This window comes from Streptomyces sp. NBC_00986 (assembly GCF_045162565.1).
Lineage (GTDB): Bacteria > Actinomycetota > Actinomycetes > Streptomycetales > Streptomycetaceae > Streptomyces.
In genome coordinates this window covers 4596789-4610601 of record NZ_CP108733.1, presented here as the reverse complement: position 1 = coordinate 4610601, position 13813 = coordinate 4596789, and the positions used below count along the sequence as shown (strand labels likewise).

Below are 13813 nucleotides of genomic sequence, written 5' to 3'. Positions count from 1 at the left end.
TCACCTCCTGAACCATCCCGCGCTCCCATCCGTCGTGCCACCGGCGGCGACACCAGATCGTCGCGACCCTCACGCGCAATCCCGACGGAGAGGCACGCCCCGTGCGCAGACGCACATCACTCCTCCTCGCCCTGCTCCTGGTCATCGTCGGAGTCTCCGGCACCGCCGTGGCCATCCAGACCCACCGCTCCAGCAGCACGAACATCGACGGAACGCCGGCCGCCGACGTAGGCACCGCCGACCACACCATCACCCTGCGGAACAACACCGACAGCCGCATCTGGGTGGGCAGCGAGGTCAACGCCGACGGTTCGGCCGCGTTCACCGGGCTGCCGACACTGGACCCGGGCCAGTCCGCCACGATCACCGTCCCCGAGCACGAGGGCGCCGGGCACTGGCGCGGCACCTTCTTCGCCCGGCAGGGGTGCAGCGGCGAGGACGGCAGCACGTTCCACTGCGCAGTCGGCGACTGCGGACCGTACGTCGACCACTGCAGCCTCGGCCAACAACCCACCGGACTGGCCGAGTTCAACTTCGACCCGGCCGACTCCGCGGCCCCCTGGTACGACGTCAGCTACGTCGACGCCGTCGCCGCGCCCGTCACCATCACGCCGAACGACGTGACGCCGCCCGCGAGCGGTGAGTGCGCGGTCGCCGGCTGTGCCGAGGATCTGCTGTCCGCCTGCCCGGCCGACAACCTGACCAAGGACTCGGCCGGCAACCCGCTGGTGTGCACCAACCCGAACCGGGACGCGAAGACCCCGTACAGCGACATGATCAACCAGAAGTGCCCCACGGCGTACGCCTGGTCCAAGCAGGACGCCGAACCGGGCAACAAGGTCATGTACCAGTGCACCAAGTGCAGCGGCCTGACCGTCGCCTTCGGAACCGGCACCACCGCCCCGGCCGACCCCGTCAACGTTGCCCAACCCGTCCCTACCGCCAACCCCGTCACCACCGCCGCCCCGACCCGCAAGGGCGTCAGCCTCAACCCCGTCGACGGCGCCTCCCAGGCACTGGCCGAGTCCGGCGCGTCCTGGTACTTCAACTGGGCCTCCTCCACCGGCGCGGTCACCAAGCCGGACGGAGTCGACTACGTGCCGATGATCTGGGGTCCCGGCTCCGTCACCGACGCCGAACTGGGCGCGGCCGTCCAGAACGGCAGCAAGGAACTCCTCGGCTTCAACGAGCCCGACAACACAGGGCAGTCCGACATGACGACCGAACAAGCACTGGACCTGTGGCCCCGGTTGGAGTCCACCGGGCTGCGGCTGGGCGCGCCCGCGGTGTCCGCCGGCGCCGCCGACGACGGCGGCTGGCTGGACCGCTTCATGAAGGGCGCCGCCGACCGGAACCTGCGCGTCGACTTCATCCCCGTGCACTGGTACGGCTCCGACTTCGGCCCCGACGCCGCCAACCAGCTGCGCGGCTATCTGCAGGCCGTCTGGGACCGCTACCACAAGCCGATCTGGCTGACCGAGTACGGCCTCATCGACTTCCCCGCGCCCACCCCCGACGTCCCCCAGCCCGCCCCCCGCTATCCCAGCGAGCAGGAACAGACCGCCTTCATCACGTCGTCGACGCAGATGCTGGACAGCCTGAGCTTCGTGGAGCGCTACGCGTGGTTCACGCTCTCCACGCAGACCAGCCCGACCGGCCTCTACGACGGGACGACCGCCAACGCCAGCGGCCGTGTCTACCACGACGCGAGCTGACCCCGGGGTTGAACCGTCCTCATCTCCCGCCCGTTGTACGGGTGCAGCCTGGCCGTGCACCCGTCCCCCCGGGGGCACGGCCAGGCGGTGATCGACCGGAGGCCCTGTCAGGCGGCCCGCTCCGGCACGGCCCGCCGCACGCCGGAGCGCGGCGGACCGTCCTCCAGCCGGACGAGGCGCTCGCGGATCTTCGCGGCGTCCCGGTGGTCGAACTCCACGAAGATCGCCAGTGCCTCGCGCCAGCTGTCACGGGCGGACTCCGGTTCGCCGGCGGCCAGTTGGGCGTCACCGAGGTTGCCCAGGGTGTGGCCCTCTCCCCACCGGTTGCCGATGTCCCGGTGTGTCCTGAGTGCCTGGTGGTAGTACTCGACGGCGTCGTCGTAGCGGTGGAGCCGGCGTTGGGCCGTGCCCAGGATGTCGAGGGTGACCCCTTCGACCCAGCGGTTGCCGTTGGCCCGCAGGAGGTCCAGCGCCTGCTCCAGGCAGCCGACGGCCTCGTCGAACCGGCCGAGCCGCTGGTAGACGTCGCCCAGGTTGCACAGGGAGATCCCCTCGCCCCAGGCGCTGCCGATGACCTGCTCGATCGCCAGCCCCCGGCGGATGTACTCGACGGCCTTGCCCAGCCGGCCGGCCTCCAGATAGGTGTCGCCCAGGTTGGTCACGGCCGACCCTCTGGCGTCGGCGTCCCCGAGCTCCCGGTAGGCGACCATCGCCAGGCGGAACTGCTCGGCGGCCTCGATGAGCCGGCCGGAGCCGCGCAGCGCGGCGGCCAGGTCCGCGAGGCCCTGCGCCTCGCCCCAGCGGTCCTTGGCCGCGCGCGCGGCGGTCAGGCCCACCTGCGCGGTGTCCACCCAGTCGTGCGTGTGGCTGCGGAGGTAGAAGAACCCCCACAGGACGGCGGGCAGCCGCCAGGCGACACCCGGCCGGCCGGACCCGGCCGCCTGGTGCACGGCGGTGACCAGGTTGGCCCGTTCGGTCTCGCACCAGTCCAGGGCCTGGTCGTGCGTCGTGAACTCCAGGGGCCGGCACAGGGCCGGCAGTGGTTCGAGCGGGATCCGGCGACGCTGCGGGGTGATGTGCGGATAGGCCGCGTCGGCGGTGTGCAGATACCAGGCGAGCAGCCGCTCCACGGCCCGCTCCCGCTCCTGCGGTGTCTCCTCGGCGCGCACGCGTTCGGCGGCGTAGACGCGGAGCAGGTCGTGCAGGGTGTAGCGGCCCGGGAAGTGTTCGGTGAGCAGGTGGGCCCGGGTGAGCTCGACGAGCAGACCGCGGGTCTCCCGCACGGGGAGCCCGGCGAGGGCGGCCGCGGCGGGCGCGGAGATGTCGGGTCCGGAGTGCAGGCCCAGCAGATGGAACACGCGCGCGGCCGGAGCGGACACGGCCTGGTACGACCAGGAGAAGACGGCCCGTACGTCGGTGGTGATGTCGTCGCCGGAGGCGAAGGCGTCGAGGCTGCCGTGGCTGTCGCGCAGTTCCTCGGCGATGGCGCTCAGCGGGAAGCCGGGGTGGGCGACGGCATGGGCGGCGACGATGGCCAGCGCCAGCGGCAGCCGGGCGCACCTCGTGATGATCTCGTCCGCCGCCTCCGGTTCCGCCGCCGGCCGCTCGGTGCCGAGACGACGCGCGAGGAGACCGTGCGCCTCGGCGGGCGTCAGCTGGTCGAGGGTCAGCGGATGCGCCCCTTCGCCGGCGACCAGGCCGGTGAGCTGGTTGCGGCTGGTGACGATGACCAGGCAGCCGGGGGAGCCGGGCAGCAGCGGGCGGGCCTGGTCGGTGTCACGGGCGTTGTCGAGGAGGACCAGCATCCGCCGCTGGGCGAGCATGCTGCGGTACAGCGCCGTCTGGGCGTCGAGGCCGGAGGGAATCCGCATCGGGGGGACGCCGAGCGCGCCGAGGAAGGCGCGGATGGCCTCGTCCGGTGTCACCAGCGAGCCGGTCGGATCGAAGCCGCGCAGATTGACGTAGAGCTGTCCGTCGGGGAAGCGGTCGGCGACCTCGTGCGCCCAGTGCACGGCCAGGGTGGTCTTGCCGATGCCGGCCATCCCGCCGATCGCGGTGATCACCACCGTGCCCGGGGCACCGCCCTGCTCGGGCAACAGGGCCCGGGCCCGGTCGAGTTCGGCGCACCGGCCGACGAACGTCGGCAGATCGGCGGGCAGTTGTGCGGGGCGGGCCGCGTGTACGACGGCCGGGGGCACCGGGGGGACCGGCTCCGCCGGCGGAGGTGTCGGCCCGGGCGGGCCGGGGTCCAGGGTCGTGTCGGCCGCCAGGATGCGGTCGTGCAGGTCCCGCAGTGCCGTACCGGGTTCGATGCCCAGTTCGGCCACCAGGGTGCTCCGCGTGCCGCGGTAGGCGGCCAGTGCCTCGGCCTGTCTCCCGGACCGGTAGAGCGCCAGCATGAGCAGCCGGCACAGCTGCTCCCGCAGCGGGTGTCTGGCGGTCAACGAGACCAGTTCGGCGATCACCTCGCTGTGGCGGCCGCGTTCGACCTCGATGTCCAGCCAGGTCTCCAGCGTGGCCAGCCGTTCCTCGTCCAGCCGGGAGCCCTCGGACTCGGCCAGCGGGCCGGGGAGGCCTCCCAGTGCGGCCCCCTGCCACCCGTCGAGTGCCACGCGCAGCAGTTCCGCGGCGGCGGCCGACCGCCCGGCGGCGCGCAGCTTCTTCGCCTCCGTGACGCGCTGCTCGAACACGGCGAGGTCCAGGGCGTCCGTCGGCAGGTGGACCAGGTATCCGTCTCCGACCGACACGAGCACCCGTGGCCGGTCGGCCGTCTCCCGATCCGGTTCCAGGACCTTGCGGAGGCGCGACACATAGGTCCGCAGGACGGACACGGCGGCCTGCGGCTGTTCCTCGCCCCAGACCGCGTCGAGGAGTTCGGCGAGCGCGACAGCGTGTCCCCGCCGCAACAGGAGCGCGGCCAGGACCGACCGCTGCTGTGGCGAACCGAGGTCGAGTTCCTGCTCACCGCGCCATGCACGGACCGGCCCCAGCACGGCGAAACGCAGAGAGTCTTCGTAGCCGTTCACGCCCCGGACTGTACTCAACACCCTTACGCCACAAGGCACCTGACGGAGTGTGGGGATTTCTGTTCGATCGATGCGGGCCCGTGACCGAGGAATTGAACCGTTCCCGTACGGCACCCGTTGCGCTGTCCGGGGACCGTCACGCCGTTCCCGACCGGTGCCATGTCGGCCGGGAGACGTCAGAAGAGAGGAAGCGCCATGAGCCGGGGTGAAGAGACGGACGAGCCGATCGCGGGGGACGACCACGCCGTGTCCGGTGAGCCGGTGGATCTCAGCAAACCGGAATCCGCCGGGGAGCCGTCCGGGCCGGCGACACGCCACGCGGTGGTCATCTCCGGAGACGGCTCGGCCGCCATCGACGGCGAACCCGTACTCCTGGGGGACGGAGAGGCGGTCGACGCCGCGATCCTCGACAGACTGCACGGATACGCCCGTGACCGGAACACCACCGTGACGGCGACCATCTCCGATCCCGCCGCGGGATACGTGGCGTTCGTCGAGGTCGCTCCCGACGGTTCGAGCACCCTCCTGGAGCAGGAGGGGCAGCTGCCGGAGCCGGCCGAGACACCGGAACCCGTACCCGTCCGGCCGCCACTGGGATCCGTCGAGCCCGCTGAAGACGCGGTGCGCCCGGAGCCGTATGGACCCGTAGTGGGTACCGGCCCAGCCGGGGACGACGACGATCTCGACGACCCGGACGACCGTGCCGACGACCTCGCCCTCGACCACGGTGACGACGAACTCGACGACGATGATGACGCCCGCAATGACGGTGACGACGACGGCTTCGACGTCGAGGCGTACACGCTGGAACAGGAGAGGCAGCGCCGGCTCGCGGGGCCGCCTCCGCCTCCGTCCTCGCCCACCGTCCGCCCGGTCTCGAAGGTCGCCCCGGGGAACGGACGGCGCCAGTCGGACGACGAGTACGCGTCGCCCGGTCTGCTCCACAAGCCCCTGGTCGTCGGGCCGGTGGCCATCGGCGTGGCCGCTCTCGTCATCGTTCCGCTGGTGATCCTGGGCAGCGGCTCGCCGGACGACGGGGGGCGTCAGAAGCAGACCGCGCGTTCGGGTGCCGAGACGAGCAGGTCTCCGCAGGCCGGGGAGACGGCGCCGACCGGCTCCTCGACCGCGAGCACACCGCTCCCGCTGCCCAGCGCGACAACCGGCTCACCGTCGGCCAGGCCGAAGACCTCGAAGGGCGCGAAGGCCCCTAAGAGCGGGGGAGGCACGGGAAGCGGCACGGGAGGAGTGGCGGGCGTCACCGTCACCGTGACCGCGAAGCCACCGCGGGCCACCGTGACCGCGAAGCCCGCGCAGGACACCGCCGCCACCGCGGTGAACCGGCTCCACCGGAGCGACCCGTCCGGGCGGCACATCTGCTACCGCGCGTACCTCACCGGACAGGGCTGGCAGAAGCCCGTCTGCGACGGCACGCTCGCCGGAACGACGAGCGGGACCCATCCGATCCAGGCCCTCAACATCGCGGAGTACGGCGGCGCCGGCTCGGCCGCCAACGCCTTCGTGCACAACCCCGCGTCGACCAACGGCCAGGGCAAGTGGGAACCGCAGTGGACGGCCGTCATCGGCGACGGCAAGAACAACTACGTCGGCAGCACGAAGGCGGGCGCCCCCTACATGACGGGCTTCGCCATCAACATCGGCAGCGGGCAGGTCTGCCGGTCCGCCATCGTCCACGGCTACGACTGGGGCAGTTCGGACTGCACCCAGCCGCGCCCCGGCTACATCTTCGGCGGCACCCTGGAGAACACCCGCTGGCTCGAGGCCGTCAAGCTCTGGATATGAGCGGTCGAAGCACCACCGCGTGAGCTACGGCCATGGGGCGCGGGGCACCGGGCAAGCGCTCCGCGCCCCAGGGCCGACCGCTCTCAGAACCCCCGCCGAGCCCCGCCGTCCGCCGACACCATCACCCCGGTGACGTAGGAGGCCGCCGGTGACAGCACGAAGGCGCCCACGCGGCCGAACTCCTCCGGTGTCCCGTACCGCCCCAGCGGAATCGCCGCCTCGTTGGCGGCTCGCCTGGCGTCGGGGTCGGGGGCGAGACCGTCCAGTTCGCGCATGCGGTCCGTGGCGATCCGGCCCGGGAGGACGCCGACGACGCGGATACCGCGGGGACCCAACTCGTCGGCCAGGGACTTGGCGAAGCCGGCCAGACCGGGGCGCAGGCCGTTGGAGACGGCCATCCCGGGTGCCGGTTCGTGGGCCGTGCCGGACAGGACGAAGCCGATCACACCCCCGACTCCCAACTCCGCGGCAGCCGCCCGGGCCAGCCTTACCGCGCCCAGGAACACCGACTCGAAGGCCGCCTGCCACTGTTCGTCGGTGGTGGCCGCGACATCGCCCGCCGGCGGGCCGCCGACGCTGACGAGGACGCCGTCGAAGCCGCCGTGCAACTCCCTTGCCGTGGCGATCAGTTGGCGCGGCCCCCGCGGGTCGGAGTTGTCCACGGCCACTCCGGCCGCGTTCGGGCCCAGCTCGGCCGCCGCCTCCGCCGCGCGCTTCTCGTCGCGGCCGGTGACGATCACTTTCGCGCCGTCGGCGACCAGTTCGCGGGCGACGGCGTAGCCCAGCCCGCGGGTGCCGCCGGTGACGACGTACACCCTGTTCTTCAGTCCGAGATCCATGAGTCCGGTTCCTTTCTAGCGGCCCAGAGCCGTGGTGACGACCGCGTCCACCTGTGCCGCGAGCTTCATGTCGTCCTCCTCCGTCCACGCCCAGGTGACGTGTCCGTCGGGGCGGACCAGGGCGGCGCGTACGTCCGCCCACGTGGGCCGCGTCCCGTCCGGCGTACCGGTGTGCACAGCGATCCGCTCCTGGGCGCGGTCCGCCAGCGCGCCCTCCGCCGTCAGGTCGAGCAGGACGTACGAGTCCGCCCGCAGCGCGCCGAACAGCGTGCCGTCCGTGTCGGTGAGGGGCAGGTCGGGGGCGCGGGTGCCGGTCACCGGGTGGGCCGTCGGGTCGGCGCTCGGGTAGGCGACGTCGAGCGCGGTCAGGCGGCCGGCCAGGACGTCGCTGAACTCCCGTGACCCGGGGACCATCCGGCTCAGCAGGTCACGCAGGGCCATCCCCTCGGGCGTGAAGGCGTGGAACAGGTAGGTCTGTGCGCGGCTGTGCTCCATCAGCTGCTCGCCGACCGGGTAGCGGTCGGAGTGGTAGCTGTCGAGGAGCCCGTCCGAGGCCCAGCCGTCGATCGTCGCGGCCAGCTTCCAGCCGAGGTTGAAGGCGTCCTGGAAACCGACGTTCATGCCGACACCGCCGGTGGGGTAGTGCTGGTGCGCGGCGTCGCCCGCCAGCACGACGCGGCCCCGCCGGTAGTGGGAGGCGAGGCGGGTGGCGTTGCCGTAGCGGGAGAGCCAGGACGGGTCGCGCATGCCGAAGTCCTCGCCGGCGATGTCGATGACCTTCTGCCGCAGTTCGTCCATGGTGAAGTCGCCGGGCCACTCGGTGGTCGCGCTGTCGGGGCTGGTGCCCGCGATGCGCCAGCGGTTGTCGGGCAACGGCACGATCATCAGGCCGCCGCGCTCGGTGAAGCGGTTGAAGCCGGGCGCCGGCGGGTTGTCGAAGAGGACGTCACCGAGCCAGCCGAGATAGCGCGAGTCCGTGCCGGGGAACTCGATCCCGGCGACGTCGCGCACGGTGCTCCGCGTCCCGTCGCAGCCCGCGATGTACTCCGTCTCGATCTCGTACGGCCCCTGGGGCCCCTCGACCCGGACGGTCACCGAGTCCGCGTGCTCGGTGAAGCCGGTGACGCGGTGCCCGCGCCGGATCGTGGCCCCGAGCCCGCGGGCGTACTCCTCGAAGAGCGCCTCCGTGCGGGCCTGGGGGATGAAGAGGGTGTACGGGTACGGGGTGTCCATGACGGAGAAGTCGAGCCGGTTGGACAGGTTGGCGAAGTGCCCGGTGGAGATCTTCAGGCTCTCGTCGAGGAAGCGCTGGTGGATACCGCGCGAGGCCAGCACCTCGACACCGCGCGGGTGGACGGTGAGCGCCTTGGAGCGGTTGTCGATCTCCGTGCGGAGTTCCAGGACGGTGACGGAGATGTCGTTCAGCCGGAGTTCGGCCGCGAGCCAGAGGCCGACGGGGCCGCCGCCGGAGATGACGACCTGCGCGGTTTCCACCCGCGATGTCCCTGCCTGCTCTGCTTCCACCTGCTGTGCACCCATGAGATCACTCATTTCTTGGTCGCTGACCTAGAGTCTTCGGGTGAAGTAAACTAGGTCAGTGACCAACAAGCAACAGAGTGACCGACTGGATCCGGCCACGGTGATCCGCGCAGGCCTGGAACTCCTGGACGAGAAGGGCCTGGACGCGGTGTCCACGCGCGCGGTCGCCGACCGGCTCGGCGTGCGGATCAACACCGTGCAGTGGCATGTGAAGACCAAGGCCCGCATGTTGGAGCTGATGGCGGACGCCGTACTTGGCGAGATTCCGCTCACCGACCTGCCGGAAGTCCCCGCCGAACGGGCCCGCGAACTGGCCCGCAGGTTCCGCCGCGCCCTGCTGTCCCACCGCGACGGCGCGGCACTCGTCGTCGGCACCTACGCCGCCGAGCCCATGACCCTGTCCTTCGCGGAGGCTCTGGTCGAGGCGCTGCTCGCCTGCGGCCTCGGTGACCGTGAGGCCGCGTGGACCTCGTGGGCCGTCGTCTACTTCGCGCTGGGGCTCACGCAGGAGGAACAGGCCGTGGACCACCGGCCGTTGGGCGACATCCTGGCGCGCGCGATCTCCGAGACGACCCATCCCGCGCTGCACCGGGTGGCCGGTCATCTCGCGCCGGCGTCGTTCGAGGAACGGTTCGAGTTCGGGGTGGCGGCGCTGCTCGCCGGGCGGCGGTGAGGGGGAGGGCCTCCGGGCTCGGGTGCGGGACCGTCGTGTGTTCAGCGGAGGGACTTCAACGCGCTCTCGGCACCGGCCAGAACCGTGCGGGCCTGGTGTTCCACCTGATGGCGGACCGGTACCCAGCGCACCCGTAGGGCTTCTTCGGCGTCCGCGCACCATGCGCTGAAGAGTTCGTCGAGTTCGCGGTACAGCGCCGGGGCCGCCTTGTCGCCCGACGCCTTCAGCAGTCGTAGCAACAGGCCTGCCGCGTGGACGGGTTGGCGGCGGGCGACGATGTTCAGGGCCGCGACCTGGGCCGTCGTCAGACGCCGCGGGTCGTCGTCGGCCGACGCGGCGGCGGCCTGGCGGGCCAGCGGTTCCCGGGAGTCGGCGATCATGTCGTAGAGGTCGTCGGCCATCCACTCCACCACCCGTCTGAGCGGGTCGTGTCGGGGCGGAGGCGGAAAGGTGCGTGCCCTCTCGAGTACGGCGGTCACCTGGCGGCCGCCGTCGAGGACCAGGGCGGCCAGCTCGCGGAAGGCGTGTCCGGCGTCCGGGTGCGGAGCCAGGTCCTCGGCCAAGTCGCTTGCCCACATGGGGACTTCGGCGATCGCCGTGACTCCGCCGTACCGCAGGGGCGCACACCAGGTGGACGCGCCGATGCTCTCCGAACCGGCCGCCAGGCGTGCGGTGTTGTCCGGCGAGGGCGGCACGTAGACCGCGGGGCTGGGGTTCTCCCAGTACAGGGTGTCGTACGTGCCGTGCTGGAGGGGGATGCCGAGTTCCGCGGCGGATGTGCGGAAGGGCACGGCCGGCTCGGGGAGGTCGCGGGTCAACTGGACCCAGCTGCCGCCCACATCGGTGCTGTGCAGCGAGCACTGGAGGAACGGCCGCAGGGCGGCGATCGTCTCGAACAGCGCCTCGCTCTCCGGGAGTCGGCGCGCGACGATCGGGGCCCACTCCGGTTGCTCGGCGGCGATCGGGCGGCAGGTGGTGCGGTAGCGGCTTCGCAGGGTGGGGGTGGCTGTGGCTTCTTCGGCCCCCGGCCTCGCTCACGGCCGCGCCGTCCGGGTCGAGGCACAGGACGATGTCCCAGGTGACGAGGGCGGGGTCGGTCGCCGCGAACAGCCGCTCTCCGCGCGCCACTTGCGGTCCGGCGACCGCCAGGACGTGGCGCGGGACCTCCCGATCCGCGCAGTCGGCAGGTATCGGCGGGATACCGGGAGGCCAACTGCTTTGCGGACTACGTGACTTCGGCGACGGTGGGACGGCGGTCCGTATGATCGGGGAATTCTTCGAAACATTCGGGCGAAAACATTCGACGGTCCGATCTTGATTCCTGGCGATCCATGAAAGACCTCCTGCCGTGAATCGTTCAATTGCGCTTATGAGCTGGTGAATTAGGTAAAGCGTCATGCGTCAGTGAGTGTCGAATCTTTCGTATTCGATACCGAAACTATTGACAGTTGACAGGGGCAGGCCAACACTGACGCGCCATGGACAACACACCCGCACGCACGACGAACCGCTTCAGGCTGTTGGTCAGCGGCGCCTGCGCCCTGCTGCTGGCACTCCTGGCGGCGATGACCCTGCCCGGCACCGCCCGTGCCGACACGGTCGTCACCACGAACCAGACCGGCACCAACAACGGCTACTACTACTCGTTCTGGACCGACACGCAGGGTTCGGTCTCCATGAACCTCGGCTCCGGCGGCAACTACAGCACCACGTGGAGCAACACCGGCAACTTCGTCGCCGGCAAGGGCTGGAGCACCGGCGGCCGCCGCAGCGTGACGTACTCGGGAACCTTCAACCCGTCGGGCAACGGCTACCTGTCGCTCTACGGCTGGACCTCGAACCCGCTCGTCGAGTACTACATCGTCGACAACTGGGGCACCTACCGGCCCACGGGCACGTACATGGGCACCGTCACGAGCGACGGCGGCACGTACGACATCTACAAGACCACGCGCTACAACGCCCCTTCGGTGGAGGGCACGAAGACCTTCGACCAGTACTGGAGCGTCCGCCAGACGAAGCGCACCGGCGGCACCATCACCACCGGCAACCACTTCGACGCCTGGGCCCGCGCGGGCATGCCGCTGGGCAGTTTCAGCTACTACATGATCCTCGCGACCGAGGGCTATCAGAGCAGCGGGAACTCCAACATCACGGTGGGCGGGACGAGTTCGGGCGGTGGCAGCAGCGGCTGCGCGGCGACCCTGTCCGCCGGTACGCAGTGGAGCGACCGCTACAACCTCAACGTCTCGGTCTCCGGCTCCAGCAACTGGACCGTGACGATGAACGTCCCGTCGCCCGCGAAGGTCCTCTCCACCTGGAACATCGCGGCCACCTACCCGAGTTCACAGGTGCTGACCGCCAAACCCAACGGCAGCGGCAACAGTTGGGGCGCGACCATCCAGGCGAACGGCAACTGGACCTGGCCCACGGTCTCCTGCACGGCGAGCTGACCGCACCCCAACTCCCAAGGCTGGAGGACCACTTCACATGGCATCCGCACCGAACCACGTCTCGTTACGTTCCCTGCGCCCCCTGGTCGCCGGGCCGGCCGTCATCGCCCTGGCCGTCGCGGGCACCCTCGCCGTCGGCGTCAACACCCCTGCGCAGGCCGCCACTTGTGGCGGCTACGTCGGGCTCACCTTCGACGACGGCCCGTCCGGCAACACACCCACCCTGCTCAACGCCCTGAAGCAGAACGGTCTCCGGGCCACGACGTTCAACGAGGGCCAGTACGCGGCCGCGTACCCGGCGCAGGTCAGGGCGGAGATCGCCGCCGGCATGTGGGTCGGCAACCACAGCTACACCCACCCGCACCTCACCCAGCAGACCCAGGCGACGGTCGACTCGGAGATCTCCCGGACCCAGCAGGCCGTCGCGGCCGCGGGTGGCGGCACCCCCAGGCTCTTCCGCCCGCCGTACGGCGAGACCAACGCGACGGTGAAGGCCGTAGAGGCCAAGTACGGTCTGAAAGAGATCATTTGGGACATCGACTCCCAGGACTGGAACGGCGCGAGCACCGACGCGATCGTCGCGGCGGCCGCCCGGCTCACCAACGGCCAGATCATCCTCATGCACGACTGGCCCGCCAACACGGTCGCGGCGATCCCGCGCATCGCGCAGGGGCTGGCCGCCCGCAGTCTGTGCGCCGGGATGATCTCGCCGCAGACAGGTCGCGCCGTCGCTCCTGGATAGGGCCGCAGCGGCGTCGGCGAGTCCCCCCGAAAACACCGTCCACGCGGCGCGGCGGCCTTCGCTGTCGCGCCGCGTGTACCACCCGCCGCACGCCCCTGACCAGCACGTCGGCCGCCGCTTTCAGGTTGTGTTCAGGCTCGGCGGGGCCTCGGGCAACTCATGCACAGGAAGCCCCAAAACTCTGGCAAAGGGGTCTGGGGCAACCCTCGGACAGCGTGCCATGGTGCCTGCCATGACGACTGATCACCTCACTCACGACCGGCCCTCGCGCCGCATCCGGCACGCGGCGAGCAAGGTGCCGGAGGTGACCGTCTACTTCTGGATCATCAAGGTGCTGACGACGGGCATGGGGGAGACGGCCTCCGACTTCCTGGCCCACGCGTTCGGCCCGATCCCCGCCGTCGGCCTCGGCGGCATCGCCCTGGTGGCCGCCCTGGCGGCGCAGTTCGCCGTGCGGCGGTACGTGGCCTGGGTCTACTGGACGGCGATCGTCATGGTCAGCGTGTTCGGCACGATGGCCGCCGATGTCCTGCACGTCGGCCTCGGCGTGCCGTACGCGCTCTCGACACCGTTCTTCATGGTGGTCCTGGCCGCCGTCTTCGCCCTCTGGTACCGCGGCGAGGGCACCCTGTCGATCCACAGCATCCACACCCGGCGCCGCGAGGCCTTCTACTGGGCCGCCGTGCTCGCCACCTTCGCACTGGGCACGGCCTGCGGGGATCTCACCGCCACGATCGGCCTCGGCTACCTGGGCTCCGCCGTCCTCTACGGCGCCGCGATCGCGGTTCCGGCACTCGCGCACCGGTGGGGCAGGCTGAACGCGGTGGCCGCGTTCTGGGCGGCGTACGTCCTCACCCGCCCGCTGGGCGCGTCCGTCGCCGACTGGATGGCCGTCGGCCACCAACGGGGCGGTCTCGCCTGGGGACTCGGTCCGGTCACCCTGTCCTGGACGGTGGCCATCCTCGGCTTCGTCGGCTACCTCGCCGTCTCCCGCAAGGACATCCGGCACGACGCCGTGGCGTGAGC

At 71.1% G+C, this 13813-nt stretch carries 10 protein-coding genes; 6 read left to right on the top strand and 4 right to left on the bottom strand.

What is annotated here, in order from left to right:
* Window positions 1-101 precede the first annotated feature (101 nt).
* A complete protein-coding gene (locus OG504_RS19840) occupies window positions 102-1715 on the top strand; it encodes a glycosyl hydrolase (protein WP_405991005.1) in 1614 nt (537 codons plus the stop codon).
* Between the two features lie 107 nt (window positions 1716-1822).
* Here OG504_RS19840 and OG504_RS19835 read toward each other — a convergent pair whose 3' ends face one another.
* A complete protein-coding gene (locus OG504_RS19835) occupies window positions 1823-4741 on the bottom strand; it encodes an AfsR/SARP family transcriptional regulator (protein ID WP_405991004.1) in 2919 nt (972 codons plus the stop codon).
* Between the two features lie 195 nt (window positions 4742-4936).
* Between OG504_RS19835 and OG504_RS19830 the strand changes: the two genes are divergently transcribed.
* Window positions 4937-6541: a hypothetical protein gene (locus OG504_RS19830; RefSeq protein ID WP_405991003.1), complete on the top strand. Its 1605-nt coding sequence runs from the start codon at window positions 4937-4939 to the stop codon at window positions 6539-6541.
* An 83-nt stretch (window positions 6542-6624) separates the two neighbouring features.
* On the opposite strand, the gene OG504_RS19825 is transcribed toward OG504_RS19830, so the two are convergent.
* Together OG504_RS19825 and OG504_RS19820 are read right to left on the bottom strand one after the other, a co-directional pair.
* Window positions 6625-7380 (bottom strand): SDR family oxidoreductase, encoded by a 756-nt coding sequence (locus OG504_RS19825; RefSeq protein WP_405991002.1) that lies wholly within the window; start codon window positions 7378-7380, stop codon window positions 6625-6627.
* 15 nt (window positions 7381-7395) lie between these two features.
* The gene (locus tag OG504_RS19820) at window positions 7396-8919 is read right to left on the bottom strand and encodes an FAD-dependent monooxygenase (RefSeq protein ID WP_405991001.1); all 1524 of its coding nucleotides are present in this window, start codon (window positions 8917-8919) and stop codon (window positions 7396-7398) included.
* A gap of 58 nt (window positions 8920-8977) precedes the next feature.
* On the opposite strand from OG504_RS19820, the gene OG504_RS19815 reads away from it, so the two are divergent.
* Window positions 8978-9592 (top strand): TetR/AcrR family transcriptional regulator C-terminal domain-containing protein, encoded by a 615-nt coding sequence (locus tag OG504_RS19815; protein WP_405991000.1) that lies wholly within the window; start codon window positions 8978-8980, stop codon window positions 9590-9592.
* 41 nt (window positions 9593-9633) lie between these two features.
* Here OG504_RS19815 and OG504_RS19810 read toward each other — a convergent pair whose 3' ends face one another.
* Entirely contained in the window at window positions 9634-10431 is a 798-nt protein-coding gene (locus OG504_RS19810; RefSeq protein ID WP_405990999.1) for a hypothetical protein, read from the bottom strand.
* A gap of 639 nt (window positions 10432-11070) precedes the next feature.
* Here OG504_RS19810 and OG504_RS19805 point away from each other — a divergent pair.
* From OG504_RS19805 to OG504_RS19795, 3 genes are all read left to right on the top strand, one after another.
* Window positions 11071-12045 (top strand): glycoside hydrolase family 11 protein, encoded by a 975-nt coding sequence (locus OG504_RS19805; RefSeq protein WP_405990998.1) that lies wholly within the window; start codon window positions 11071-11073, stop codon window positions 12043-12045.
* A 37-nt stretch (window positions 12046-12082) separates the two neighbouring features.
* Window positions 12083-12787, top strand: a complete 705-nt coding sequence (locus OG504_RS19800) for a polysaccharide deacetylase family protein (protein WP_405990997.1) — start codon at window positions 12083-12085, stop codon at window positions 12785-12787.
* 232 nt (window positions 12788-13019) lie between these two features.
* Entirely contained in the window at window positions 13020-13811 is a 792-nt protein-coding gene (locus OG504_RS19795; protein ID WP_403583959.1) for a hypothetical protein, read from the top strand.
* The last annotated feature ends 2 nt before the right edge of the window (window positions 13812-13813 follow it).

Excerpts from the sequence above, each read along its gene's own strand:
- OG504_RS19830 (WP_405991003.1), top strand. The coding sequence starts at position 4,937 with ATGAGCCGGGGTGAAGAGACGGACGAGCCGATCGCGGGGGACGACCAC.
- OG504_RS19825 (WP_405991002.1), bottom strand. The coding sequence starts at position 7,380 with ATGGATCTCGGACTGAAGAACAGGGTGTACGTCGTCACCGGCGGCACC.
- OG504_RS19820 (WP_405991001.1), bottom strand. The coding sequence starts at position 8,919 with ATGGGTGCACAGCAGGTGGAAGCAGAGCAGGCAGGGACATCGCGGGTG.
- OG504_RS19805 (WP_405990998.1), top strand. The coding sequence starts at position 11,071 with ATGGACAACACACCCGCACGCACGACGAACCGCTTCAGGCTGTTGGTC.
- OG504_RS19800 (WP_405990997.1), top strand. The coding sequence starts at position 12,083 with ATGGCATCCGCACCGAACCACGTCTCGTTACGTTCCCTGCGCCCCCTG.
- OG504_RS19795 (WP_403583959.1), top strand. The coding sequence starts at position 13,020 with ATGACGACTGATCACCTCACTCACGACCGGCCCTCGCGCCGCATCCGG.